The sequence below is a fragment of the Salinicoccus carnicancri Crm genome (genome assembly GCF_000330705.1).
GTDB classification, from domain to species: domain Bacteria; phylum Bacillota; class Bacilli; order Staphylococcales; family Salinicoccaceae; genus Salinicoccus; species Salinicoccus carnicancri.
This window is the reverse complement of the sequence record NZ_ANAM01000006.1, coordinates 475,080-501,515: the sequence shown is the minus strand read 5'-3', so window position 1 is coordinate 501,515 and position 26,436 is coordinate 475,080. Positions and strand designations below refer to the sequence as shown.

Annotated in this window: 28 protein-coding genes; 5 read left to right on the top strand and 23 right to left on the bottom strand. The window is 46.2% G+C overall.

Annotated features, from left to right (window positions below):
- Nucleotides 1–14: 14 nt before the first annotated feature.
- Nucleotides 15–641, bottom strand: a complete 627-nt coding sequence (locus tag C792_RS0107550) for an MBL fold metallo-hydrolase (RefSeq protein WP_017548860.1) — start codon at nucleotides 639–641, stop codon at nucleotides 15–17.
- A gap of 91 nt (nucleotides 642–732) precedes the next feature.
- Between C792_RS0107550 and C792_RS0107545 the strand changes: the two genes are divergently transcribed.
- Nucleotides 733–972 carry a DUF2759 domain-containing protein gene (locus C792_RS0107545; RefSeq protein WP_017548859.1) on the top strand — a complete coding sequence of 80 codons (240 nt, stop codon included), beginning with the start codon at nucleotides 733–735 and terminating at the stop codon, nucleotides 970–972.
- Nucleotides 973–1,030: 58 nt separating this feature from the next.
- Here the strand turns inward: C792_RS0107545 and argH are convergent, their stop codons facing one another.
- The gene (gene argH / locus C792_RS0107540; RefSeq protein ID WP_017548858.1) at nucleotides 1,031–2,407 is read right to left on the bottom strand and encodes an argininosuccinate lyase; all 1,377 of its coding nucleotides are present in this window, start codon (nucleotides 2,405–2,407) and stop codon (nucleotides 1,031–1,033) included.
- Nucleotides 2,400–3,605 (bottom strand): argininosuccinate synthase, encoded by a 1,206-nt coding sequence (locus C792_RS0107535; protein ID WP_017548857.1) that lies wholly within the window; start codon nucleotides 3,603–3,605, stop codon nucleotides 2,400–2,402. The genes argH and C792_RS0107535 overlap by 8 nt, the downstream gene beginning before the upstream one ends.
- 156 nt (nucleotides 3,606–3,761) lie before the next feature.
- Between C792_RS0107535 and C792_RS0107530 the strand changes: the two genes are divergently transcribed.
- Nucleotides 3,762–4,490 (top strand): SDR family NAD(P)-dependent oxidoreductase, encoded by a 729-nt coding sequence (locus C792_RS0107530; RefSeq protein WP_017548856.1) that lies wholly within the window; start codon nucleotides 3,762–3,764, stop codon nucleotides 4,488–4,490.
- Between the two features lie 27 nt (nucleotides 4,491–4,517).
- Here the strand turns inward: C792_RS0107530 and C792_RS0107525 are convergent, their stop codons facing one another.
- The 11 genes from C792_RS0107525 to C792_RS0107475 form a co-directional block, all read right to left on the bottom strand.
- The gene (locus C792_RS0107525; RefSeq protein WP_017548855.1) at nucleotides 4,518–5,477 is read right to left on the bottom strand and encodes an ROK family glucokinase; all 960 of its coding nucleotides are present in this window, start codon (nucleotides 5,475–5,477) and stop codon (nucleotides 4,518–4,520) included.
- A 3-nt stretch (nucleotides 5,478–5,480) separates the two neighbouring features.
- Nucleotides 5,481–5,666 (bottom strand): YqgQ family protein, encoded by a 186-nt coding sequence (locus C792_RS0107520; RefSeq protein ID WP_017548854.1) that lies wholly within the window; start codon nucleotides 5,664–5,666, stop codon nucleotides 5,481–5,483.
- Nucleotides 5,656–7,074 carry a rhomboid family intramembrane serine protease gene (locus C792_RS0107515; protein ID WP_017548853.1) on the bottom strand — a complete coding sequence of 473 codons (1,419 nt, stop codon included), beginning with the start codon at nucleotides 7,072–7,074 and terminating at the stop codon, nucleotides 5,656–5,658. The genes C792_RS0107520 and C792_RS0107515 overlap by 11 nt, the downstream gene beginning before the upstream one ends.
- Entirely contained in the window at nucleotides 7,064–7,663 is a 600-nt protein-coding gene (locus C792_RS0107510) for a 5-formyltetrahydrofolate cyclo-ligase (RefSeq protein WP_281166635.1), read from the bottom strand. The genes C792_RS0107515 and C792_RS0107510 overlap by 11 nt, the downstream gene beginning before the upstream one ends.
- A 109-nt stretch (nucleotides 7,664–7,772) precedes the next feature.
- Entirely contained in the window at nucleotides 7,773–8,423 is a 651-nt protein-coding gene (gene phoU / locus C792_RS0107505) for a phosphate signaling complex protein PhoU (protein WP_017548851.1), read from the bottom strand.
- Nucleotides 8,424–9,272, bottom strand: coding sequence for a phosphate ABC transporter ATP-binding protein PstB (gene pstB, locus C792_RS0107500; protein ID WP_017548850.1), 849 nt, complete (start codon nucleotides 9,270–9,272; stop codon nucleotides 8,424–8,426).
- A 14-nt stretch (nucleotides 9,273–9,286) separates the two neighbouring features.
- Nucleotides 9,287–10,165 (bottom strand): phosphate ABC transporter permease PstA, encoded by an 879-nt coding sequence (gene pstA / locus C792_RS0107495; protein ID WP_017548849.1) that lies wholly within the window; start codon nucleotides 10,163–10,165, stop codon nucleotides 9,287–9,289.
- A 1-nt stretch (nucleotide 10,166) separates the two neighbouring features.
- Nucleotides 10,167–11,093, bottom strand: a complete 927-nt coding sequence (pstC, locus tag C792_RS0107490; protein WP_017548848.1) for a phosphate ABC transporter permease subunit PstC — start codon at nucleotides 11,091–11,093, stop codon at nucleotides 10,167–10,169.
- 67 nt (nucleotides 11,094–11,160) lie between these two features.
- Entirely contained in the window at nucleotides 11,161–12,105 is a 945-nt protein-coding gene (locus tag C792_RS0107485; RefSeq protein ID WP_017548847.1) for a phosphate ABC transporter substrate-binding protein PstS family protein, read from the bottom strand.
- A 129-nt stretch (nucleotides 12,106–12,234) separates the two neighbouring features.
- A complete protein-coding gene (locus C792_RS14390) occupies nucleotides 12,235–14,424 on the bottom strand; it encodes a peptidoglycan D,D-transpeptidase FtsI family protein (protein ID WP_017548846.1) in 2,190 nt (729 codons plus the stop codon).
- Between the two features lie 267 nt (nucleotides 14,425–14,691).
- Nucleotides 14,692–15,294: a superoxide dismutase gene (locus C792_RS0107475; protein ID WP_017548845.1), complete on the bottom strand. Its 603-nt coding sequence runs from the start codon at nucleotides 15,292–15,294 to the stop codon at nucleotides 14,692–14,694.
- Nucleotides 15,295–15,459: 165 nt separating this feature from the next.
- Between C792_RS0107475 and C792_RS0107470 the strand changes: the two genes are divergently transcribed.
- Together C792_RS0107470 and ispG are read left to right on the top strand one after the other, a co-directional pair.
- Nucleotides 15,460–16,194: a DUF1189 family protein gene (locus C792_RS0107470; protein WP_017548844.1), complete on the top strand. Its 735-nt coding sequence runs from the start codon at nucleotides 15,460–15,462 to the stop codon at nucleotides 16,192–16,194.
- A gap of 87 nt (nucleotides 16,195–16,281) precedes the next feature.
- Nucleotides 16,282–17,394 (top strand): flavodoxin-dependent (E)-4-hydroxy-3-methylbut-2-enyl-diphosphate synthase, encoded by a 1,113-nt coding sequence (gene ispG / locus C792_RS0107465; protein WP_017548843.1) that lies wholly within the window; start codon nucleotides 16,282–16,284, stop codon nucleotides 17,392–17,394.
- A gap of 78 nt (nucleotides 17,395–17,472) precedes the next feature.
- Here ispG and C792_RS0107460 read toward each other — a convergent pair whose 3' ends face one another.
- The 5 genes from C792_RS0107460 to C792_RS0107440 all read right to left on the bottom strand — a co-directional run bounded on the left by C792_RS0107460 (nucleotide 17,473) and on the right by C792_RS0107440 (nucleotide 21,853).
- Nucleotides 17,473–17,886, bottom strand: coding sequence for a Fur family transcriptional regulator (locus tag C792_RS0107460; protein WP_017548842.1), 414 nt, complete (start codon nucleotides 17,884–17,886; stop codon nucleotides 17,473–17,475).
- Entirely contained in the window at nucleotides 17,861–18,712 is an 852-nt protein-coding gene (locus tag C792_RS0107455) for a metal ABC transporter permease (RefSeq protein ID WP_017548841.1), read from the bottom strand. Before C792_RS0107455 ends, C792_RS0107460 begins: the two co-directional genes overlap by 26 nt.
- On the bottom strand, nucleotides 18,709–19,491 hold the full coding sequence (locus C792_RS0107450) for a metal ABC transporter ATP-binding protein (protein ID WP_017548840.1): 783 nt from the start codon (nucleotides 19,489–19,491) through the stop codon (nucleotides 18,709–18,711). Before C792_RS0107450 ends, C792_RS0107455 begins: the two co-directional genes overlap by 4 nt.
- A gap of 124 nt (nucleotides 19,492–19,615) precedes the next feature.
- Nucleotides 19,616–20,524, bottom strand: coding sequence for a deoxyribonuclease IV (locus tag C792_RS0107445; RefSeq protein ID WP_017548839.1), 909 nt, complete (start codon nucleotides 20,522–20,524; stop codon nucleotides 19,616–19,618).
- Between the two features lie 15 nt (nucleotides 20,525–20,539).
- Entirely contained in the window at nucleotides 20,540–21,853 is a 1,314-nt protein-coding gene (locus C792_RS0107440; RefSeq protein WP_017548838.1) for a DEAD/DEAH box helicase, read from the bottom strand.
- Nucleotides 21,854–21,998: 145 nt separating this feature from the next.
- On the opposite strand from C792_RS0107440, the gene C792_RS0107435 reads away from it, so the two are divergent.
- Complete coding sequence (locus C792_RS0107435) at nucleotides 21,999–22,961, top strand: 4-hydroxy-3-methylbut-2-enyl diphosphate reductase (RefSeq protein WP_017548837.1); 963 nt, start codon at nucleotides 21,999–22,001, stop codon at nucleotides 22,959–22,961.
- 27 nt (nucleotides 22,962–22,988) lie between these two features.
- On the opposite strand, the gene C792_RS0107430 is transcribed toward C792_RS0107435, so the two are convergent.
- From C792_RS0107430 to rpoD, 4 genes are all read right to left on the bottom strand, one after another.
- Nucleotides 22,989–24,062 (bottom strand): Nif3-like dinuclear metal center hexameric protein, encoded by a 1,074-nt coding sequence (locus C792_RS0107430; RefSeq protein ID WP_017548836.1) that lies wholly within the window; start codon nucleotides 24,060–24,062, stop codon nucleotides 22,989–22,991.
- A gap of 2 nt (nucleotides 24,063–24,064) precedes the next feature.
- A complete protein-coding gene (locus C792_RS0107425) occupies nucleotides 24,065–24,733 on the bottom strand; it encodes a tRNA (adenine(22)-N(1))-methyltransferase (protein WP_017548835.1) in 669 nt (222 codons plus the stop codon).
- A gap of 76 nt (nucleotides 24,734–24,809) precedes the next feature.
- Nucleotides 24,810–25,196 carry a c-type cytochrome gene (locus C792_RS0107420; protein ID WP_017548834.1) on the bottom strand — a complete coding sequence of 129 codons (387 nt, stop codon included), beginning with the start codon at nucleotides 25,194–25,196 and terminating at the stop codon, nucleotides 24,810–24,812.
- Between the two features lie 115 nt (nucleotides 25,197–25,311).
- Nucleotides 25,312–26,421, bottom strand: coding sequence for an RNA polymerase sigma factor RpoD (rpoD, locus tag C792_RS0107415; RefSeq protein ID WP_017548833.1), 1,110 nt, complete (start codon nucleotides 26,419–26,421; stop codon nucleotides 25,312–25,314).
- Between the last annotated feature and the right edge of the window lie 15 nt (nucleotides 26,422–26,436).

Genomic DNA, 26,436 nt, shown 5'->3' with positions numbered 1-26,436 from the left:
TTTTTTATGTTTGCTTATCCCCTGACAAACGGGTTAGTCGCCTTCTCTTCCCTGATTGTTGTGACGGGCCCGTGGCCGGGATACACATCAGTATCCGCATCCATCACGTACAGTTTCTCCCTGATGGAATTGATGAGATCGACATGGTTGCTCATGTAAAGATCAGTACGGCCTATGCCTCCTGAGAAGAGTACGTCTCCGGAGATGACAAAATCTGCAAACCGGAAACTCATACTGCCCGGAGAATGTCCCGGTGTATGGAGCACATCGAATTTGAAGCTTCCGGCCTCCATCGGCCCCTCTTCCAGCACCTTCACCTCAACATCCGCAGATACCGGTTCAATGCCCATGTCTGTATACTTGCCGGAACCGTTTTTGCCCGGGTCTGACAGCCAGTCCGTCTCCTCGTCGCCGAGCCAAATATCGACGCCGTATGTCCTGGCAGTCTCTTCCAATGCCCCGATGTGATCATAGTGGGCATGTGTGAGGAGTATTGCCTCTACAGGCAGCCCGATGCGATCTACCTCTTGTCTAATCACGTCCGCCTCACCGGAAGGATCGATAATCAGCACTCCGGTATCATTGTTTAGAATATAACAGTTCGTTTCAAGCATGCCCAACGGCAAAGTTCTTATATTCATGTTTTCACTCCTTAAAATCTACTCGACAAAGACATGTTTTAATTATACAATATATATGAGGTAAAAGAGAAATATTGGGGGTTGAACAAAAATGCCATTCATCGATACAGGAGAGTTGTTTGAAATCGGTGGCCTTACCATTCGTATTGGAATCAATGCCTTTTCATTATTAGCATTAATGGTCTTCATTGTTGGTATTTGGGCACTTGTTGCTTCGATTAAAAGCAAAAATCTGCTGGCAGTGCTGTTCAGTGTTGCCACTGTAGCAACTTTCGGATTCTTTGCAATCGCTACAATCTTTACATACGGTTACCCTGACCTGGGACACTAGGAAGGCAATCGTCATATGAATATAAAAAGCAGGCCTCGACGAGGCCTGCTTTTTATATTCATCTTAAAGTATCCTCTGCAATTCTGATCTGTTCTTCCACTGCCTTCGTCCCTGTACCTCCCATGCTGTTCCTTCTGTCGACGACGACTTTCGGTGCCAGTACTTCATAGATGTCCGGTTCTATCGCTTCATGCTCCGCCCTGAACTCCTCAAGAGACATATCCCTGAGATATTTGTGTTCGTTTATACATTTCAGTACAGCTTTTCCGACCACCTCATGCGCATTTCTGAAAGGCACACCCTTCTGCACAAGATAATCGGCCAGTTCGGTCGCATTTGAAAAGTCCTCCTCAACCGTCTTCTCGAGTGTCCCCTCATTGATTGTCATACTTCCAAGCATTCCATTCATGATCTTGAGTGAACCGCTTACCGTTGTGACGGCGTCAAAGAGCCCTTCCTTGTCTTCCTGCATGTCCTTATTGTATGTGAGGGGCAGTCCTTTCAACAGCATCAGCATGCTCATAAGCGATCCGGCAGTGCGTGCACTCTTGCCGCGGATCAGTTCAGCCATATCCGGATTTTTCTTCTGGGGCATCATGGAGCTTCCCGTTGTGAACTGATCGGACAGCTGGATGAAACCTGCCTCTTCGCTCATCCAGAAAATGAGCTCTTCAGAAAGCCTTGAAAGATGGACCATGACAAGACTGATGTTCGACAGTGTCTCAATTATATAGTCGCGGTCGCTTACAGCATCCATGCTGTTCTGGTATAACCCGGAGAATCCGAGGAGCTGTCTGGTCTCTTCCCTGTCAATGTCAAAAGTGGTTCCACTGATTGCACCGGCGCCGAGAGGTGAAACATCTATGCGTTTCAGCGAATCGCTGAATCTCTCCTTATCCCTTTTCAGCATCCAGAAATAGACCATGATATGGTGCGAGAATAAAACAGGCTGCGCACGCTGCAGGTGGGTATATCCGGGCATGATGACATGGATGTTGTCCTTTGCCAGATCAAGAACCGTCTTCTGCATATGTTCTATGCCTTCAATGATTTCGTTTACCCGCCCTTTGACATACAGATGCATATCAGTCGCCACCTGATCATTTCTGCTCCTGGCGGTATGGAGCTTGCCGCCGGTATCACCGATCTTTTCAATCAGAGCATGTTCGACATTCATATGGATGTCCTCATGGGCGATCGAAAACTCTGTAACACCATTTTTGTAATCCTCAAGCACTGCCGTCAGTCCATCCGCGATCTCTTTTCGCTCATCTTCAGTGATGATCCCCTGTTTAGCCAGCATAGTCGCGTGTGCTATGCTTCCTGCTACATCCATTTCAATAAGCGTATTATCAAAATGGATGGACGCGTTGAACTCGTCCACCCATTCAATGGCTTCACCCTGAAATCTGCCGCCCCATGCCTTTTCAGTCATAGAGTTTCACTCCGCTGTCCAGCATGGATTTCACTTTGGTCGGCAGGCCGAAAATTTCAATGAAACCGACTGAGGCATCCTGATTGAATGCATCCTCTTTTGTATATGTTGCAAGTTTTTCATTATAGAGACTGTTATCAGAGCGTCTGCCTGTAACAGTGATGTTGCCTTTGTAAAGAGAAACCCTCACTTCCCCTGTGACAGGCTTCTGCATATCCTTCAGCATGCCTCTCAGTGAATCGGAAAGTGGAGAGAACCAGAGACCGTTGTACACCTGTTCTGAAAATTTCTGTTCGATGACCGGTTTGAAATGTGCGATGTCTTTGGTGAGAGTAATCGTTTCAAGATCATGCTTAGCCGTCAGGATCACTTTGGCACCCGGTGTTTCATAAATTTCACGTGATTTTATACCTACAAGCCTATTCTCAACATGATCGATTCTGCCAATGCCGTGTCCGCCTGCAATATCATTCAACTTGATGATGAGGTCATTGAGTTTGTATTTCACTCCGTTGATTGACTTTGGAAGACCATTTTCAAAAGTGAGCAGCAGCTCCTCGGCTTCGTCCGGCGCACCCTGTACATTTTCAGTCAGATCGTAGGCATCTTCCGGCGGAGTGTTCCACGGGTCTTCCAGTACACCGCATTCGTTGCTTCTGCCCCACAGATTCTGGTCTATGGAATAAGGTGAATCCAGGTCGACCGGAATCGGGATATTCTTCTCTTTGGCATAGTCGATTTCCTCTTCCCTGCTCCATGTCCATTCACGTACCGGCGCCAGTACTTTCAAAGAAGGATCGAGGCCCTGGATCGCAACTTCGAAACGGACCTGGTCGTTTCCTTTGCCCGTACATCCGTGTGCCACATAGTCCGCATTGGTATGATGGGCAATTTCTACCAGCTTTTTAGAGATGAGTGGTCTGCTCAGCGCTGAGACAAGCGGGTATTTCTGTTCATACATAGCATTGCCGTATATTGCATATGCCACGAACTCATTTGCAAATTCTTCGGTGGCATCCACGACATGGCATTCAACCGCGCCCATATCCAGTGCTTTCTGATGGACGAGACCAAGGTCCTTCCCTTCCCCGACATCCAGGCATACTGCCACAACGTCATAACCTTTATCGATGAACCATTGGATGGTCACACTTGTATCAAGCCCTCCTGAATACGCTAAAACAACTTTTTCCTTCATGTTCATTCACCTCTGTATTCGATTTAATGATTTAAATACTATCATTATAAACATACTTAATCAAGCATATTTATTCATTTATATGTATTTTTTATATTTTACAAATAAATGCGGTTTATCTATACTTGACTTAATTACAGAAAGGAGCATTTTATTATGAGGTATGTTTTTATCACCGGCACGACCGGGGGACTTGGGTCTTCCCTGCTCGGAGCATTCAGAGAAGACCGTATCATCAGCATCACGCGGCGGAAAGTGAAGACGGATATCAGGCTGTATAAGGAATTTCATGTCGATTTCCTTGATGAAGGTACACTCGAAGAAGAAATCATGGATATTTTCGGTTCAATTGATCCGGATGCAGGGGATGAAATTTTTCTCATCAATAATGCCGGTACTGTAGGACCTGTAAAATCAGTGGAGAATATGGATGCCAATGGGTACCTCGATAATTACAAGGTGAATGTACTCGCACCGGCTTTGTTCATCAAAGGGTTCATCAGAGCTTTCAAATCACTGGATGCTCAAAAGAAAATACTGACAGTTTCAAGCGGCGCGGCTCTGAGCCCCGTGGAGGGATGGGCGGCATACTGCACATCGAAAGCAGCTGTGAATATGCTGAGCGGCGTAACACGTGCGGAGACTGCGGATTTCAATTCTCCCGTGCTGTCATCCACATTCAGACCGGGGGTAATAGATACCGATATGCAGAAGACAATCAGGGAGTCTGATCCAAAAGAGTTTCCGAATCTCGATAAGTTCAAAAATTATAAATCGGAAGAGCGCCTGTTAGATCCGGATTTTGTGGCATCCATCCTGAAAAAGATCATTGCAGCCGATGATTTTGCGGAAGCTGTAAATTATGACATCGCTGACTATATGTAAAAAAATAGAACCCGAGGGTTCTATTTTTCATATAAGGTACTGTTTTACAAGTCTGGCAGCACCGTACATGCCTGCATCGTTTCCGAGTTCAGCCATGACGATTTCCACATCATCTGCAGCCGGAGGAAATATCAGGGAATCATAATATTTTTTGATTTTATCGGTCAGATACCTCCCCGCCCGGCTCACACCGCCGCCGAATACGAAGTATCCCGGATTGGTGATTACAGAGATACTGCTCATGGCGACAGCAAGGTAGCGGGCAGCCTCTTCAACCACAAATTCCGCAAGCGGATCTCCTGTCATGGCCGCATCCACGATTGCTTTTGACGTCAGAGTGCCTTCCTTGATGGCTGCTATGAGAACTGAATTTTCATGGTCATCTGAATGGTATCCGGCAAGGTTCACCATGCCCGTTGCAGATGCAACGGTTTCAAGGCATCCTTTCTTTCCGCAGTTGCACTGGAAACGTCCGTCGAAATCGACTGTAATATGACCGATTTCCCCGCCTGAACCGCCGGTACCGTGTATCAGGCGGCCTTCGGAAATGACGCCGCCCCCCACACCGGTTCCGAGAGTGATCATGACCACTTCGGAGTGTCCGTGACCGGCGCCTTTCGACTGTTCTCCGAGCGCCGCCACATTGGCATCATTATCAACGATTGCAGCTGAACCGCTCAGTTCACTGAAGATTGTGGCGATTGAGCGCTTCCCTTTTATATTCAGGTTTATGCAGCCGTTGAGTATTCCTTTCTCAAAATCCACCGGACCCGGCATGCCGAGCCCTGTGCCCAGGCATTCCTCCACTTTAAAACCCAGGATTTCCTCTTTTGACCGGAAGGAGTCGAGGACATCCGCAAGTATATGACTGCCCTCTTCCGATATATCTGTCGGAATCTCCCATTTTTCAATCAGATTGAGTTCTTCATCAAAAACCCCCAATTTACAGGAGGTTCCCCCGATGTCTGCTGCTAGAATGACACTCATGTACTAACCCCTTTTCCTCAAAATAAGCAATGCTTCTGTAAATTCCTCTCTGGTGAGAAGTGCATGCTTGTAAAGTTCCTTTATCTCCATTTCCATCATTGCAAGTTTATTCTTTTCGTCCTTGTCATAAACGTAGATGCCATATCTGCGCAGGAGAAGATTGATATCACTGAGATCTCTATTGTTCATTATATTCCTCCGCCAGTAGTTTCAATCCTTCATCTTTTATATTTGCGGTGTCCAGATGATTGAAAACATCCTGCATATCTTCATAATTACGCTGTTTTCTAAGCTGGATAAGCCGGTATTCAGCAGCATATTCATTGGAGGGATCGAGCTCGTAGCTTCTGTCATGATATTTTTCTGCCTGCTCCCTGTTGCCGGCATGCTCAGACAGAACCCCCAGTGCATGGTATGTTGTGGCAGTACCGTTCCCTGAGCGGAGCGCCTCATTGGCAATATTGAGCGCCTCTTCATATTCTCCGTTTTCAATATATTCCATCGCCATATCGTCAAAGGGTTGGCTTGAATCCCTTGAGGTCATGACAAAATATGACAATGCCGCCAGTATGATCAGCATTCCAAATGAAGCGAAGAACCATTTTGCATCAAAGCGCTTCGGGTTGAATATGATACCGAGCAATGCGCCTGATAGAAGGCCACCGATATGCGCAAAGTGGTTGATATTGGCAAACAGCTGGGCAAATACGGATACTAAAATGAATATCAGGGCAATCTGGACAATCAGTTTCAAATTGATACGGCCATGTGAAAGCAGATGGACGATGATGATTCCAAGAAGACCGTATACCGCACCGCTCGCTCCAAGGGAGATGCCTTCGATGACGAACATGAGCGAGAACAGACTTGAAAGGATTCCACTCAGGCAGTATGCAATAAGCAGATGGAATTTGCCGTATAGGCTCTCTGTAAATTTCCCCAGTATATACAGTGCAAATATGTTGAAGAGGAAATGATCTATTGTGACATGAAGGAAAGAGCTTGTCAGCAGCCTGTAGAACTCCCCTGAAACAACGTTGAAGTGGCTCAGGGCAAGACCGTTCGTCAGCAGATAGGAATCAAAGAATCTGACTGCTGCAAAGTTGAACAGGAAGATGATCAGATTGATGCTGATCAGAAGATATGTCATCGGTGTAAACTTGATCATATACTTCTCAAATGGGTGCTGCCCCATCAGACGTCTCTGATAATACCCGTCATCTTTTGCCTTCTTGTACTTCATATCGAGTCTGAAGAAAGGGTTCCGGATGACCTGACCCATATCTGAAATGCCTCTGTGTACAACCTTGAGGCCACCCGATTTACTCTTTCTGCGGACACCTCCCCCAGCCATGTGGATGCAGTAGATTGTGCCGACATCAAAGCCGGCACTTCTTGAAATCATGTCCACCCTTTCAAAAAGGCCATCTGTGGTATGATCCAACTCTGCTTCCGTCAGAAGAAAATCATTGAGACACATAATGGCCCGGTCTTTTGGATTTTTGAGCCATATTGTACCGTTCTCCCTGTCGTAATTGAAAAAAGAATAACCGGTATAGCGAACCAGTTCATAGGCAGTGTGCCATTTACTTCTCATCCCCAGACCTCCTGCTTTTTGCATCGATTGTACGTTCAGGAGTGATGAGTATATCCACTGGGACATCATGCGGTTCCCGGACCGCTTCGCCGATCTGTTCCTCAAACAGCAGCGAGAGTTTCACCCCACTGTAATCTTTCAGGAAACGATCATAGAAACCGCCGCCGTATCCAATCCTGTAGCCAGTCTCTGAATAGATGAGACCCGGTACTACGATGAGGTCCACCTGGTTGTTTACATTGCTTCGTTCCGAAGGAACGCGGAGGTTTTTCTCATCGGTTACAACATCATCAAAAGAGAAGAACCTTGAGAAGTTCATTTCTTTTTCCCTGTAATCACATACAGGTGTGTAGACTTCACGCCCCGATTCCACCATCCATGAAACGATACCGTCCGTATCAAGTTCATGGGGCATGGACAGCACAATGCCGATGGAACGTATGTCATGCTCTTTTATGAAATCTATGAACTTTTCCTTCAAAACATCCTCTTTTTCATTCTTTGCTCCTTCATCCATGCAAGACAAAACCGATATCATATTTTTGCGCAAAGATTTCTTGTCCAAAATATTACCTCTTTCCGTAATCATCATTAATGGTCATCCAGCATCAATTATACATATTATAATATTTACAGGCACAAAGGAAAAGGTTATGCATATAAAAATAAAGAGCCCCGGCGATATTGCCGGAGCTCTGCTACTGCTGTGCAACTTTTTCGTACTTGTCACCTGTCAGGATGAAGTATACATGTTCTGCGATATTTTTGATATGGTCGCCGATACGCTCTAGGTACTTGGCAGCAAGCTGGCTCTGCCCTGTGACGAACACGTCCGATTCCTCGATGATGTCAGTTGTCGTGATCTGCACAAACAATGCATCGATATCCTTATCGCGTTCAATGATCTCGATACACAGATCTGTATCCCCTGCTTCATATGCTGTTTTAACATCTTCAAGCATAAGCAGTGCGAGTCTCTCCATCGTCGACAGTCTGAGAAGCAGTTTTTCACTGTCCAGTCTGACCCGTTTCCTGACTTCACCCAGATTGCTGATGTTATCACTGATGCGCTCCAGATCGTCTGCAACCTTGATGCTGGATATGATGAGTCTCAGATCTGTAGCTACCGGCTGCTGGGTTGTTATCAGATTGATGACCTGTGTATTGATGTCATATTCCATTGAATTGATAACCGAATCCCCTTTTACAAGTGCTCTCGCCCGTTCAGTATCCGGGTCGGTCAGCACTTCTGTACTCCCGCGCAGCCTTCCATAGCACTCTTTGCCAAGTGCCACTACATCCTGGTGGAGCGCATCCATTTCAGCCTGGAATTTTCCGCGGTAGACCATTTAACCGAACCTGCCTGATACATAGTCTTCCGTGCGTTTATCTTTCGGATTTTCGAATATGACTTTCGTGTCATCATGTTCGACGACATATCCCTGATAGAAGAATGCCGTCTTGTCTGAAATACGTGCAGCCTGCTGCATATTGTGTGTCACGACGATGATACTGTATTTTTCTTTGAGCTGCTGCATGAGATCCTCAATCTTGGTAGTTGATATCGGATCAAGTGCACTTGTCGGCTCGTCCATCAGAATGACATCAGGTTCGATGGCGAGTGCCCTCGCGATACAAATGCGCTGCTGCTGGCCGCCGGAGAGACCGTAGGCATTCGCATTGAGACGATCCTTCACTTCATCCCATATCGCCGCACCCCGGAGACTCTTTTCAACGATTTCATCAAGCACTTTCTTCTTACGGATACCGTGGACCCTTGCGCCGTATGCAACATTGTCATAGATCGATTTAGGGAAGGGATTCGGCTTCTGGAAGACCATGCCGACTTTTGTCCTCAATTCCTCAACTGTGAGGGATTTATCGAAAATGTTCTGGTCACGGTAGACGATGTCGCCTTCCGTGTGCACAACGGGAACCAACTCCACCATCCTGTTCAGTGATTTGATGAAAGTCGATTTACCACAGCCGGACGGACCGATGATTGCGGAAATTTCATTTTCATTGAACGTAAGGTTTATATTCTGGAGTGCATGGTTGTCCCCGTACCAGAGGTTGAAATCTTTTGCTTCGAAAACAGATCTGGAAGACTGTACAATGCCTGATTCCTGATTCTGCTGCTCAGTTGTTCTTACCGCTTCATTCATAACTGATTCCTCTTTCATTTTAAGTTCTGCCATGATTAAACCCTCCGTTAAAACCTTTTGGAATATTTGTTGCGGATAAAGATTGCTACAGAGTTCATAAGGAACAGGATGAGCAGGAGAATGATGATTCCTGCTGCAGTCAAGTACTGGAACTCTTCCTGTGGCATTTTGACCCAGTTGTAAATCTGCATCGGCAGTGCCTGGAATGTGTCGAATACACTGTTCGGTGTGACAAGCAGCGACACGGGCACACCTATGACAACAAGCGGTGCAGTTTCCCCGATCGCCCTCGACAGGGCGAGAATGATGCCTGTGATTATACCCGGGATTGCTGCCGGCAGGATGATTCTTGAAACAGTCTGCCATTTGGTGGCCCCCATGCCTGTTGATGCCTCGCGCACTGATCCCGGCACCGCCCGTATTGCTTCCTGGGAGGCAACAACGATTACCGGCATGATCATGAGTGCCAGTGTCAGACCGGCGGCCATTACTGAATTTCCGAGAGACAGCTGCCTGACGAAAATCGTAAGACCCAGAAGTCCGAAGACCACTGATGGTACACCCGCCAGATTTGATATGTTGACAGTGATGAAATTGGTGATTTTATTCTTCGGTGCATATTCTTCAAGATAAAGCGCAGTACCGACCGACAGTATGATCGCCACGGGTGCCGTTACAGCCATGAGCCATATGGAGCCGATGATTGCACCGTAGATGCCTGCACTTTCAGGACGGCTGGAACTGAAGCTTGTAAGAAAATCCCACGTGAGGTGGTCCCAGCCGTCAAGTACCGTATCCACTATCAGTGTAACCAGTACAACCAGGCCGACCATTGTGCACAGGAGAAAAAGGACCTTCATGAATTTGTTGAAGAAAAGTCTGCCGCCCAAAGATTTGGACACTTGATCTTTGTCCACAAGCTGCATATTAATATTCCTCCTTGAATCTTCTGGTAATCCACTGAGCTGCAAGGTTCATGACCAGTGTGAAGATGAACAGTGTCATACCTACAGCATAGAGGCTGTAGTAAAGGTCTGTACCGAAAGCAGCATCACCGGATGTAACCTGAACGATGAACCCTGTCATCGTCTGAAGTGATGTAGAAAGATCGAAATCTGCACCAGGTGTGCTGCCCGCTGCGATGGAAACAATCATGGTTTCTCCGATTGCACGTGAAATACCAAGGACAAATGAGGCAATGATGCCTGAAGCCGCAGCCGGAAGGACAACTTTTAACACGGTCTCAAAACGGGTCGCACCCAGACCGAGCGAGCCCTCCCTTGTTGACCGGGGCACCGAACTCATCGCGTCCTCACTGAGGCTCGCAATCATCGGCACAATCATGATCCCGACAACAACACCCGGTGAAATCGCATTATAGAGACTGACCCCGGGAAACATCTCTCTGATGAGCGGAGTCACAAACGTAATGGCAAAAGTTCCATATACAACTGTCGGGATTCCTGCAAGTATTTCGAGGATGGGTTTGATTATTCTTCTGACGCGGTCACTTGCATATTCACTCAGGTATACCGCAGCTCCCAGTCCGACAGGTACTGCTACGATGGTGGAAATCAACACGATTTTCAATGTTCCCATCACCAGTGCGATAATACCGAATGTAGGGTCTGCACTGAACGCATTCCATTCAGTCGCTGTGATGAATTCTATGAAGGGCACTCTAGTAAAGAAAATGAATGTTTCAGATAATAAAGTATATAAGATTCCGATGGTAGTAAGAATTGAAACAGACGTAATGATGAAAAGTATGGTTGGTACAGCTTTTTCGACGAATTTTGTGCTTTTGTTATTTTTATTATTTTGAATCATTTCCCGTATGTTATATTCACTCATAGTAAACCTCGCTTAAAAATACTTGAAAAATGGACGGGATCACCCGTCCATTCTTCATTGTCATAAGTTATGGCAATTGATCAATCTGCTCCTGATAGTCTTCTTCAGGAAGGGCCACGTAACCTGTTTCTTCTGCAGCTGATGCTGCATTTTCAAGAGTGAATTCCATGAATGTCCTGAAGTCTTCATTGTTTTCAAGGGATTCATTCTTGGCATAGACATAAAGTGGACGGGACAGTGGGTAATCGTAGCTTTGGACTGTTTCATCTGTAGGTTCTATAGCTTCTTCGCTGTCTGGTCCCTGAACGGGTACAGCTTTAAGAGCATCCTCGTTGTTCAGATAGAAACTGTAGCCGAAGAACCCAATCGAGTTCGGGTCAGAAGTGACGGATGAAACAACCTGATTTGTATCCTGGATCAATTCTCCCTGCACATCCTCGTCGTTCATGACTTCTTCTTTGAAGAAATCGTGTGTTCCATGGGACTGGTCAGGACCATATGCCTTAATCGGCTCGTCCGGGAAGTCGTCGCGAACATCGCTCCATGATTCAGCTTCTCCGCTGTAGATGGAGTAGAGCTCATCGAAAGTCAGACTGTCCACGAAATCGTTCTCCTGGCTGACTGCGACTGTCAGACCGTCAGTACCGACAAGGAACTCTGTATATTCAATACCAGCTTCCTCCAAAGCTGCAACCTCTTCTTCTTTAATGTCACGTGAAGCATTTTGGAAGTCCGTTTCGCCTGCAGTGAATCTTTCGAAGCCTGCACCTGTACCGGAAACCCCGATTTCAGCAGCCATATCATGCTCAGCGTTGAATTCCTCGTTGATGATTTCCATTATCGGAAATACTGTGGATGACCCATCCCCGACGATGGATCCACCAGTTTCTCCCGAAGCTTCGCCGGAACTGTCTTCTTCTCCGGTCGGGTCTGAGGCGTTACCGCCGCCGCATGCTGCAAGTATGAACATTATGCCCATTAGCAGTGCTGAAAGAAACATACTTTTTTTCATTCTTCAATTCCTCCAGTAGAAAATATATGTGATTTGCTTACATGTATACTCTAAGCCCTGAATGTAAATCTGAAATGAATGATTTGTAAAGATTGTGTAAATGCAAAAAAACCACCCGGTTCGGGTGGTTTAATCATAGCTTCCGTATACAAGTTTCGGGTAGAACTCACTCAGTTCATATTGATATGGTTCTTTTTCTTCCCCGCCGTTGACAACTTCATAATATTTGTTGATGACGTCACGGCCTAGATACTGTGCCGGGAAGAATGGAATGGTGTTCGGCATATTCGGGAAAATGACTGAGAAGGCCATTTCAGGACTATCGTAAGGCGCATAGCCTACATAAGTCTGATTCAGTACTGGATCGCCTTCACTGAACGCCTCGGCTGTCCCGGTTTTTCCGGCTGCTTTCGGCTCCAGGTCGTGATAGGCATCCCAGCCGGTTCCATACCTGTCAGTTGCTTCGTCATGCGTATTGAAAGCATCATAGAATCCGGATTGAATCTGATTCAGCTGCTCTTCAGTGTAAGCGACGTTATTCAGTACTTTGCCGTTAAATGACTGTAGTACGGGGCCGTCAGCATTTGAATCACTGCCTCTCACCTCTTTGCCGAGATGAAGCTGCACGCGTTGACCGTCATTGGCAATGGTTGATACGTATTGGGAAAGCTGCAGTGCTGAATAGGTATCATATTGACCGATTGCCAGATCAATGTAGCTCCCTGGATTATGTTTAAGCTCGGGACTCAGTCCTGTTGCTTCATTCGGCAGATCGATTCCCGTGGAAACGCCGAGTCCAAACTGGTTTAATCCATTTCTCAGTTTGTGTCCGGCCTCTTCTATATCATTTGGGAAGGGCATTCCATCGTAGTAGTTCAGACCAGCCATCCGGAGCGCGATTTTAAACATGTAGACGTTGGATGAAACCATCAGTGCCTCCTGATCATCAATCCTGACTCCGCCGTCCCTGTTGAAGAACGAGCTTTTGCTCGTGCCGTCAGCAAATGCCAGTGGTTCATCAATCATGAATTCCCCGGCCTCCAGGACATCATTCTGATATCCGGTCGTAACAGTTGCACCTTTGATGGATGACCCGACCACATACGTCGAAGTAAGTGCGCCATAGTTGAAATTGACAATTTCACCTTCTTCGTTCAGCTTTTTGCCGACCATCGCAAGTACATCCCCGTTGTTTGGATCCTGCACAACCAGGACGACAGTGTCCATGTGATCAGGAATGATCGTATAGTCGACATCACCGTTCTGTGCGTTTCGGTCTGCTGCATCTTCCGCAAGTTTCCTCAATGAGGTGAGATGATGCTCCGCAAGTTCTTCGAGCTCCTGCTGCAGTTCTATATCAATAGTGAGATAGAGGTCGTCACCTGCCACACCAGGCTTTGTCACTTCCTGGTTGATGATCTCGCCGGATTTATCCGTAGAGTATTTTACCTGTTCCTTCTCACCGCGGAGCACGTTTTCGTATTGGAATTCCAGGTAGGTCTTACCCACCCTGTCATTCCTTGAGTATCCCCTCGACATATAATAGTTCAGCAGTTCTTTGGGGAGCCCTTCTTCTGAAGATGAAACTTCCCCGAAGATTGTTTTCAGAGTATCATCGTATGGATAATTTCTCTGCCAATCCATTCCTGTAGTAATGCCGTCAAGTTCATCAAGCGATTCATTCACTTTGGCAAATTCTTCTTCCGTTACGTCACCGCTTTTGACGATGACCGGATTCAGTTCTCTGGCGTTTACCATCCTCACATATACTGCCAGTATATTCAGGTCATCTTCTGTCAGGATCTCATCAGCCTGTTCTTCATCCAGCTGATTGTAGACTTCCTGTGTGAACTCGTCCTGGGTGATATTCCCGTCTTCAAGAAGTGTCACCTGCTCGCTCATGATGGATTCAAGCTCATCCGGGTACTGGCTGATGATATAATCCTGTTTGTCCCTCAGCGTAATCGACTCAGTATCCATATTTATGTAACCGCTCAGTTCAACAGCAAGATCCATGATTTCATTCGATTTCATATTCCTGTGTCTTGTAAAATAAATGGCACGCTGGGATTCGTTCCCAACCAGCAGATTGCCGTTACGGTCATATATTTCACCACGCGGCACACTCTGGTTGATTTCGACATATTGCGCATTCTCCACTTCTTCCTGGTAGGTGTCCCCTTCGACAATCTGGAGATAGCCAAGCCTGAAGATGAGCGTAAGACAGAGCAGGAATACAATGATCAGGATGATATTGATCCTGGACTTCAATATTTGCCTGTTTATGGCTTCAAGGCTTTTGATTTTGGCTCTTTTCAATACAACTCAATCCTTTTTCACATCTCAATCTGTAAAGCTATTCTATCATAAATCCCGGACGGGAATATTACAATCAAAATCTGTTTTCTATATTTATAACAGCCATATTTTAACACCCTCTACAGCATGATGGTAAACAAATGAATTTTCAACCCGTGAAATCATGTCATATGTTCATTATAAATCATGGGGTGTGTGGCGGAATTCACCGGATCGATCACTACAAAAAAAGGACGGGAAAAAATCCCGTCCAAAAAATTCATACGCTTATTTAGCATTGTTATAAAGTTCGTTGACTTTATCCCAGTTGACAACATTCCAGAATGCTTTGAGATATTCTGGACGTTTGTTCTGATACTTCAGATAGTAAGCGTGCTCCCAGACGTCAACGCCAAGGATTGGAGTTTTACCTTCAGATACAGGGTTGTCCTGGTTAGGAGTAGAAACGATTTCAAGTTCACCGTTGTTTACAACCAGCCATGCCCAGCCTGAACCGAAACGTGCTGCGCCTGCAGCTTCGAATTTCTCTTTGAATTCATCAACTGAACCGAATTTGGATTCAATTGCGTCTTTTACTTCACCGGATACTTCTTTTGCATCCGGAGTGAGAAGTTTCCAGAATAATGAATGGTTCAAGTGACCGCCGCCGTTGTTCCTGACAGCAGTTTTCTTATCTTCTGGCACTGAATCCAGGTTCGTGATGATGTCTTCAATTGATTTGCTTTCAAGTTCTGTGCCCTGAACAGCATCATTCAATTTAGTTACATAAGTGTTATGGTGCTTAGAATGGTGGATCTCCATAGTCTCTTTGTCGAAATGTGGTTCCAGTGCATCATAAGCATAAGGTAGTTCTGGTAGTTCAAAAGCCATAGTAAATTCCCCTCCAAATATTATTGATTACATACTAAATATATCAATTCGATGTTAAAATAACAAATGTATTGATCAATCATGATTCTTTTCAGACCTTTGTATGATAAAAACATGCAGGGGAAGAAAAAATTAAAACAAGTGAAAAAAGGATAATGTATATCAATGAAATATTTTACATACTTCAAACGAATTGTCACATTTGAAAAGTACCCGCTGTTCAGGATGGTGAACTTCAGACAGCTCCTCATGAATATTTTCATCATCTCACTGCTCGTGTCACTCCCGAACATAATCAGTCTGTTTCAGACAGTCCAGGCAGCTTCCGGCATAGTTGACATCGAATCGGAGGTGCCGGATTTCGAAATTGTAAATGGTGAGTATACGGGGGAAACCGACATACTGTCGGTCGGGGACAGGAAAGTCCTGTTCACCGGCGAAATTGCAGCGGGAGACACAGAAGAGATCGATGACGATATATTTTTAGGTTTCCTGAAAGACGGCATCTATATAAAAGATGTACAGAATTCGGACTTCGGCTACTCTCTCATTGGTCAGGTCAATAATGACGAAGATCTGAAAACATTCATCGATCAACAGACATCCAGCCTTTATTTCTATGTAATGGTCTACAGTGTCTTCTATATACTTCTGATCATGTTCTTTGCAGTTCTGCTTATGTCGGCCGGCAACTATCCGCTTCATTTTGCAGCTGAACGCATGCGCAAAAAATCCCGTTTCATGAACTGGTTTAAAGTATCTTCGTTCATCACAGTGCTTATGCTCATTCCAATAGTCCTCATCGCACTTTTCACAGGCTTAAGTCTCTGGTGGCTGTATTTCCTGTCCGTGCCTTTCTACTACCATTATTATAGGAATATTCCCATGATAAAAAAGTAATCTTGGTGCGCTACATTTACATTTTCACAGAAAATCTAGTATAATAGCATTTGATTCAGAGAATCATAAATTATGAGGAGTTTGGTTATGTCTCAAATTACACACCGCACTAAAACCAGGCAGGTCAAAGTTGGTGACCTTACTATCGGTGGCGCCGATCAGATAATCATTCAGAGCATGACAACGACGAAAACTCATGATGTTGAAGCGACGGTTGCCGAAATCAACCGGCTGGAAGAAGCAGGATGTCAGGTCGTACGGGTAGCATGCCCGAAAGAGGAAGATGCCCTTGCGATTCCGGAAATTAAAAAACGCATAAACATTCCGCTCGTTGTTGACATCCATTTTGATTACAAGTTGGCTTTACTTGCTGTTGAAGGCGGCGCAGATAAAATCCGTATCAACCCGGGCAACATTGGACGCCGTGAAAAAGTTGAAGCTGTTGTTGAAGCATGCAAGGCAAAAGGTATTCCGATCCGTATCGGGGTGAATGCCGGCAGCCTTGAGAAGCATATCATAAAGAAGTATGGCTACCCTACAGCAGACGGTATGGTGGAAAGTGCCTTGCATCATATTAAAATCCTGGAAGAACTCGACTTCCATGACATCATTGTTTCCATGAAGGCTTCAGATGTGAACCTTGCGATTGAAGCATACGAAAAAGCGGCAGCGGCATTCGACTACCCGCTGCATCTCGGCATTACAGAAAGCGGCACACTGTTTGCGGGAACTGTGAAAAGTTCTGCAGGACTCGGAGCCATCATTTCCAAAGGAATCGGCAATACGATGAGGGTATCCCTGTCAGCCGATCCTGTCGAAGAAGTCAAAGTGGCAAAAGAAATACTCAAAAGCTATGGTCTGGCAAGCAATGCAGCAACACTCATCGCCTGCCCGACATGCGGCCGTATAGAAATCGACCTCATTGCCATTGCCAATGAGGTGGAGGAATACATTGCCAATATCAAAGCGCCTCTTAAAGTTGCAGTACTCGGATGTGCAGTCAATGGCCCCGGGGAAGCAAGAGAAGCGGACATTGGAATTGCCGGGGCGCGCGGAGAAGGACTTCTGTTCATGCATGGGAAAACTGTCCGCAAAGTCCCTGAGGAGACGATGGTCGATGAACTGAAGAAAGAGATAGACATCCTTGCAGAAGAACACTTCGAAAAAGAACGAAAAGCAAAAGAAGCAGCACAGTCATAGATTGGATGCCGCAGGTTTTAGCCTGCGGCATTTTTATATCGAATATAAATAAAGTCAGGCGGTTTACTCCGCCTGACTTTATTTGCATGATCTGCACAGTCCGTAAAGTTCAACTTTATGGTTGGTGATTTCCACATCGTTCAACTCATCCGCCCAGGCATCGAAGGGACAGTAGTGGATGATTCTGGTATCCCCGCAGCTGTTGCAGATGAAATGGTGGTGATGGTGTGTGGTGCATGAAATCTTATACTGCATTTCCCCGTCGAATGTTGTCTTCTCAAGCACTTCTATATCATTCAGGGTATAGAGATTACGGTATATCGTATCATAACTGATGCCCGGGAATTCTTCATTCATCTTTTCCTGAACTTCCCTGGCACTTAAATACCTGTCCTCTGCGAGGAACAGATCTATCATACTCATGCGTTTATCTGTGATCTTCAGCTTGTTCTTCCTCAGCTTTTCCTTATACTGAGCCAGTTGCTGTGTCATTTTTACTCACTCCAATACGGTCAAGAAGAATTGTGACCAGTAATATCAATATGGAAACAAGGACGATTGTGCCGCCGGGTGAAATATTGAGGTAGAAACTCAGGAATAGTCCGGCGATGACGGCTGCCTCCCCTAATATAACACTCACTATCATGAGCTGTCTGAAGCTTGATGTTACCCGCATTGCTGCAGCGACCGGCAATGTCATGAGAGCGCTGACCAGCAGGATGCCGACAATCCTCATGGATGCACTGATGACCAGGGCCACGACGATGATGAACATGAAGTGAATCCACCGGCTGATGTTCATGACATTCGCATATTCCTCATCGAATGAGACCAGAAGCATCTCCTTGTAGAAAAGATAGATGAATAAAAGGACAACGATGCCAATCACTGCAATCAGTATCAAGTCGGATATGCTGACGGCACTGATGCTGCCAAAAAGGTAGCCGAAAAGATCCTGGTTGAAGCCGTCTGCCAATGACAGGAACAGTACGCTGAGTGCGATGCCGAGGCTCATGATGATCGGGATAGCCAGTTCCTGATAATGTTTATAGACCGTCCTTAGACGCTCTATGCCAAGAGCGCCGGCCACTGAAAACATGATACCGGTAATCAGCGGGTTGATTGTGGTCCCCATCACAGAAGAGATGTAGACACCAAAAGTGATACCGCCCAGAGTGACATGGCTCAGCGCATCCGCAATGAGCGACAGCCTTCTGATTACTATGAATGTTCCGATGAGCGGTGCAATGAGACCGACGATGAGTCCGCTCAGGAATGAAAATCTCATGAAGTCATATTCCAGCAATGCATGGATCAACTGCAGCACTCCCTTTCATGGTCATGGCTGACAAGCTGCAGCGGGAAACCGTATATTTTGGAGAGTTCAGCTTCACCGAGGTTTTTGAATTCCTGATTTGTACCATGGAAATGCAGATGTTCATTCAGGCATGCCACTTCATCCGCATGATCGACGACGACACCGATGTCATGGGTGACCAGAAGTATGGTCACAGATTTTTCTTTCAGTCTGAGCAATACATCATAAAATTCCTTGACATGTCTGGCATCGATGCCGACAGTCGGCTCATCAAGTACTAGTATGCTCGGATCGCTGATCAGTGCACGTGCGATGAAGACACGCTGTGTCTGTCCGCCTGAGAGCAGCGAAATATTTTTTTCCTTCAGGCCACTGATATTCAGGAGCTCCAGTACATCGTCCAGTTTTTTCCTGTCTTTCTTACCGAAACGCCTGAGCAGTCCCTTTTCCTTTGTCAGTCCGCTCAATACGACTTCACGTACGGTGGCGGGGAAGCCTTTTGAAAAACTGTTGGACTTCTGGGATACATATCCCACCTCCTGCCAGGCATCGAAATTCTTCAGACTCTTGCCATTGATCAGTATCTCGCCGTTTTGAGGTTTGATGACACCCAGGATGAGTTTGATCAGAGTCGTTTTCCCCGACCCGTTCGGTCCGACCAGGGCAACAAAATCACCTTTGTCTATCTTCAGATTGATATCTCTCAGAGCAGGTGTTGTTTCCATTTTATCTTTGTAGGTATAGGAAAGATTTTTTATCTCGAATATCGGGTGTTCCATTCCAATTGCTCCTTTGGATTTAGTCATTACAATATAATACAGTAATCATTACGATTTGTAAATAGGAATGATTACGAAATAAAAAGGCTGCACCCCCAACACCGGGTGCAGCCTTAAAATGATTCTATTGTACAGCGTCTTTTATATCGGGATTGATCTGCTCTTTCAGTTCAGGGATGAATTTACCATTCCGGATCATTTCTATCTCATGTTTGTAAGGCGCATTCCTGTTCTTCTTATCCGGACCGACGAAAGGTGTCTCAAGTATTTTAGGGATATCTTTGAATTCCGGATGATTGATTACATAGGTAAGTGCATCAAAACCGATATGTCCGAAACCGATATTTTCATGGCGGTCCTTGTGTGCACCACATTCATTCTTGGAGTCGTTGATGTGGAGCACTTTGATCCTGCTGATCCCGATTGTCTTATCGAATTCTTCAATGACACCATCGAAATCATTTACAATATCGTATCCCCCGTCGTGCACGTGGCATGTATCGAAACATACACTCAGACGGTCATTGTTTTCAACACCATCGATGATGCGCGCAATTTCTTCAAAAGTCCTGCCCACTTCAGAACCCTTGCCTGCCATCGTTTCAAGGGCAATCTGCACATCCTGTTTGGAGGACAGCACTTCATTGAGCCCTTCGATGATGGACTGGATTCCACGGTCGGCCCCTGTGCCGACATGGCTGCCGGGGTGCAGAACGATCTGTTTTGCGCCAAGGTGTTCCGTGCGGACGATTTCCTCCTGGAGAAATTCAACTCCGTGCTCAAATACACCTTCGCGTTCGGAATTCGCGATATTAATGATATAAGGCGCATGTACGACGATATTTGAGATGCCGTGCTCCTCCATGTGCTTTTTGCCGGCTTCAATATTGAGATCTTCAATTTTCTTCCTGCGTGTATTCTGAGGTGCACCGGTATAGATCATGAATGTATTAGCACCATAGCTGTCCGCTGATATACTCGCCGCTTCAAGCATCTTTTTGCCGCTCATTGATACGTGTGAACCTAAAAGCATTTCATACCATCCTTTTTATCTTTTTTTCCTGTTCTTAATTGAATGTTTCCTGCGCTCATTTTGCTTCAGGGTATTCATTTCCTCTTTCATCTTCTTCTTATAGCCCGGCTTCACTTTGTTCGGACGTTTCACCCGGTGTGAGAGTTTTGACTCAAGGTCCGTCTCTTTTTTCTTCCGGGAAGACCGCTGGGTCCTTGATTTTATGATGACGAACTCCCCGCGCTTGAAGTCTTCATGGCTGAATGTATAGCCTTTACTTTCAATCAGGTTGATGAGATGCTCCTCGTCGGGTGTATAGAGTGTGATTGCCGTCCCCTCGTACTGACCACGCCCCACACGCCCCACTCTGTGTGTAAAGAATTCAATCTCTTTTGGAATATCGTAGTTTATAACATGGGAGGCACCATCGATATCGAGTCCTCTGGCAGCGAGATCGCTCGCAACCACCCATTCATATTCAAGTGCCCTGATCTTCTTGATTTCTTTCGTGCGCTCGCGTGGTTTCAGGCCGCCGTGGAATAATCCTGCATTGATACCGGCACTGTTCAGGTAATCGAACAATTCATCGGCACGCTCCCGTGAATTGGCAAAAATGAGCCCGATATATGGCGTAATATGCTGAACGATATCAAGGGCTTTTTTCTGCTTTTCCTCTCCCCGCACCGGTACGAGGCTGTAATGGATCGAAGCTTTGTTCTTCGGCGTATCAATGATGATCGTCTCAACTTCACCAATATACTTCTTTAGGAAGATTCGCAGTGCTTCAGGAATCGTTGCAGAAAATACAAGCAGCCGCACGTCCGTATCCAGTGCCCTGGTTACCTGGTCAATCTCTTCCAGGAATCCAAGGTCGATCATCAGATCGGCTTCGTCGATGACCACCCTGTCGGCAAGGTGCAGATCGAGCGCGCCGGACTGCATCAGATCTTTGACTCTTGAAGGGGTGCCGATTACAATATGGGGAGTCCTGCCGGCTTTCTGCTCATCTCTTGTCATATCCGTACCGCCTATGAATGCGGCAGCACGTATTTCAGGATATGATTTCAGCAGATCAAGTGTCATTTTATGGAGCTGTCTGGCAAGCTCCCGTGTCGGTGCAAGTATGACCGTCTGCGGGTAATCCTTCCTTTCATCTGCCTTATATATGAGGGGCAGGAGGAATGCATGGGATTTGCCGCTCCCGGTCTCGGACTGGGCGACGACATTGCCGCCTTTTAGGATCTTCGGGATTACCCGCTCCTGGATGAGAGTGGGGTGAGTGAAATTTATCCTGTCTATGGCCGCAAGCATTTTATCGTCAAAATTGAACCTTTTAAAAGCATTACTCATTGTTTCACCTGATTTCTATAATAAACTCGACTTCAATTATAACCGAAATATGTCCGTGATGCTATTATTCAATGAATCAGACTCCGAGATGATTTAAAAACATTCCGATATTAGTTATAATGCTATATGAGGAGGAATTCTTTCAATGGATATTATAAAAATTACCCCGCGTGGATATTGTTACGGTGTGGTAGATGCCATGGTGATTGCACGCAACGCCTCCATGGACAAGTCACTCCCCCGCCCTATTTATATACTCGGCATGATTGTCCACAACAAACATGTGACAGATGCCTTTGAAGAGGATGGTATCATTACGCTTGACGGACCAAACCGTCTGGAAATCCTGGAAAATATCAATGAGGGCACTGTAGTCTTCACAGCTCATGGTGTGTCACCGCAGGTCAAGGCCCGGGCAAAGGAAAAAGGTCTGACATGCATAGATGCCACATGTCCTGACGTTGAGGTTACGCACGAACTGATCCGCGAGAAGACCGCTGATGACTACGATGTTATCTATATCGGTAAAAAAGGCCACCCGGAACCGGAGGGCGCTGTCGGAGTATGCCCGGAACACGTCCATCTGGTAGAGACTCTCGACGACGTCAAGGCACTGCCGGAGGAAATCGCAGGCAGGAAACTCATCGTTACCAACCAGACGACAATGAGTCAGTGGGATGTCAGTCACCTGATGGACCAGCTCAAACATCAATTCCCCCATATTGAAGTGCATAAGGAAATCTGTCTGGCGACCCAGGTGCGCCAGGAAGCAGTGGCAGAACAGGCACAGGAAGCTGAACTGCTGATTGTAGTCGGAGATCCCAAAAGTAACAACTCGAATCGTCTGGCCCAGGTTTCAAAAGAGATTGCACATACCAATGCATACCGCATCAGCTCCCTTGATGAGCTCAGGACGGAGTGGCTTGAAGGCATCGATTCTGTCGCGGTCACTGCGGGAGCATCAACGCCGACACCGATTGTCCGGGAAGTCATCGAGTATATCAAAAAATACGACCAGGAGAACTCGGAAGACCCTAAATCAGCAGTCCCTAAAAATAAGATTCTGCCCAAGATCAGGAATCCGAAACCGGTTAAAATCATGGAATAAAAAAATGAGCCTCCAGGGCTCATTTTTTTATGAGAAAGGATTGGTAGAAGCTTCTGTCGCCTTCACTCCTATATCCAAATGTTCTTCAATCAGTTCTTTTAAACCATCGGCCATCACATATTCCATGTAATGACCCGTATCTATGACGTTTCTGCCTGCAAGCTTTGCATCAAATGCTTCATGATACTTCACATCCCCGGTCAGGAGTACATCGGCACCACGGGCAAAGGCCGAGCTGATGTAGCTCATGCCTGAACCGCCGATGACAGCGACCCTTTGAATGGGCATGTCAGACCCATGGACAGTATTGACCACGGGCAGCCCTGATTTTTCTTCAATCAATGACACAAGGTCTTCCATTGTACCTTCGTAGTCAAATATTACACCAAGCCCTTTGACGCCAGGCTTGCTGATGGAGAGAATGTCATATGCAGGCTCTTCGTATGGGTGGGAGGAAAGCATTGCCTTGATTACCTGATTTTCTTGGCCAGGTTCATATATCGCTTCTACAATATACTCATCAACGTGCTCAAGCTCCCCGCCCGTGCCGATATGCGGGTTCGCCCCCTGGCCCGGTCTGAACTGCCCTTGGACAGGATATTCGAAGAAACATTCTGTGTACTCCCCCTGCTGTCCGACTCCCGCTTTCGCGAGATCCGCCTTCAGCTGCCCGCGATCTTCCGCAGGGATGTTGATTCTCAGTTTTCTATAAGATGCTTCATGCCTGATTAGCACTTCTGTCTCATGGAAGCCGAGCCAGGCGGCAATCATATGACTGACCCCTCCCGGCTGATGATCCAGATTCGTATGCATCGAAATGAGATTGATGTCGTTTCTGATCAGCCTGCGTATAATTGCTCCAGTACCATCTTCTGTAACGCTCGAAATTTTAGGGAAAATCAGCGGATGATGGGCGACTATGACATTGGTTTCATTTTGAAGTGCTTCATCCACCGTCTCCATACCACAGTCAAGTGCCGTAAGTACACCAGTCACCTCAGATTGCATGTCTCCAACCAGCAACCCGGTATTATCCCAGTCCTCACTGTCTTTGAATGGTGCAATATTGTCAAGGACATTGAACAGTTCCCGAACCTTCATCTTTACAACACCTCTTCCAACAAGTCTATGATTTTACGTATCTCATTCATCTTGTCCTGATTTGCGGAGTTAATCTCCAAATTCGCAAGTATGCGCTTTTGGTGCTCAAGTTCCCGTTCCTGCTTCCGGATAAACGCATCCCCACGTTTTGTCAGGTTCACCGGCCCGAACATCAGCGCCTTTTCATCATAGGAACTCTCACCGCGCTCGGCAACGATAATCTCATAGAAATGCCGGCCGTGTCTGAGCACCGTTTCATCGGTTATCTCATATCCTATTTCCTGAAGCGTCCTGCGGACGGGGTATGAATACGTGTTGGGCTGTAGTATCAGGCGCGGCATCCCGCTCACATTTTCGAATCCAGTCCTCAATATATCGGCGATCAGAGGCCCCCCCATCCCGCAAATCGTAATCGAGTCTATATCATCATCCTCTGATACTATTTTAAGCCCGGAGCCGAACCTTGCTTCGATCCTGTCTGCAAGTCCATGAGCCTGTATATTTTCAACCGTGGAGTCATACGGTCCTTTTACAATCTCACCGCATATCGCTTTCTGCACAATTCTGTTCTTTACTGCATAGATGGGAAGATATGCATGATCCGAGCCGATATCCACAAGGGTATCCCCCTCAATATATGATGCCACTTTTTTCAGTCTGTCATCGAGCATTTGAATTGCCTCCATTGGGGTTTGGTGAATGAAAAACAAAAACCTCCACATCAAAATGCGGAGGTTTTCCTGTCAGTTATTGACCTGCCATAAACTCGTAAAGTGCAGTCAGATCTTCATCTGCAATCTGGTCCTGGCTGAATGAAGGCATCTGGCCGCGGCCTTCTCTTACTACAGTGGTGAACTCTTCTTCAGCAAGACTTGTGCCCGCAAGTGCAGGGCCCATTCCACCGGAGAAGTCCTGGCCGTGACAGGAAGCACAGTTATCACGGGCGAAACCTTCAGCATCGAAGTCGCCGCTTGAAGCGCCTTCTTCGCCACCTTCTTCGCTGCCACCTTCCTCGGAAGAAGCTTGTTCTTCTTCATCTTGATCAGAAGTCGCTCCCTGGGATGACAGGAGAAAAACGAGTCCTATACCCAGAAAAATGATAAGTATAAAAGGTATAACAGGATTTCGATTCATCTTTAATAACCCCCCTAATCTCTTTCCATATACGTATTCACATATTTAATTGTATATCAAAACACTATAAAGTCAAAAGATTTTTTCATTAAAAATTACACTCATCAGCGAAAGATCAATCCATGAAATCCTTGAGTCTCTTACTTCTGCTTGGGTGTCTCAGTTTTCTCAGTGCTTTGGCCTCAATCTGTCTGATCCGCTCACGCGTAACACCGAAAACTTTACCCACTTCCTCCAGGGTACGTGTTCTGCCGTCGTCGAGACCGAATCTCAGGCGCAGTACATTCTCTTCCCTGTCAGTCAGTGTATCCAGCACATCTTCAAGCTGTTCCTTCAGAAGTTCATATGCTGCATGATCGGATGGGCTCTGCGCTTCCTGGTCCTCTATGAAATCGCCGAGATGGCTGTCATCCTCTTCACCGATCGGTGTTTCGAGGGATACAGGCTCCTGGGCAATCTTGAGGATTTCCCTGACCTTTTCAGCTGGCAGGTCCATTTCTTCACCAATCTCTTCCGGTGTTGGTTCACGCCCGAGATCCTGCAGCAGCTGGCGCTGCACCCTGATCAGTTTATTGATCGTTTCAACCATGTGCACCGGAATACGGATTGTCCTTGCCTGGTCGGCGATGGCCCTTGTTATCGCCTGTCTGATCCACCAAGTGGCATAAGTCGAGAACTTGAAGCCTTTGGAGAAGTCAAATTTCTCAACTGCTTTGATCAGACCCATATTACCCTCCTGGATCAAGTCGAGGAAGAGCATGCCACGGCCGACGTAGCGTTTGGCGATACTTACCACAAGACGGAGATTTGCTTCCGCCAGACGGCTTTTGGCAACTTCGTCCCCTTCTTCAATTTTCTTGGCAAGTTCAATTTCCTCCTGCGCACTGAGCAGATCGACTCTGCCTATTTCCTTAAGGTACATACGTACCGGGTCATTGATCTTGACACCGGGAGGGGCACTCATATCATGGAGGTTGAGCTTTTCATCCGTATCCGAAGCATCTTTTTCATTTATAAGCTGTATGTCATTTTCGTTCAATTCGTCAAAAAATTCATCCATTGCATCCGCATCAAGTTCAAAGCTCGACAGTTTATCAGCAATTTCTTCATGGGAAAGATGTCCCTGGGTCTTACCTCTTTCCAGTAAAAAATTCTTGACCTGCTCTACGGAAGTAAACAGTTCGACATCTTTGGTTTCAGTAGTTTGTTCTTTCTTCTCTGCCATTAAAAGCCCTCCTAA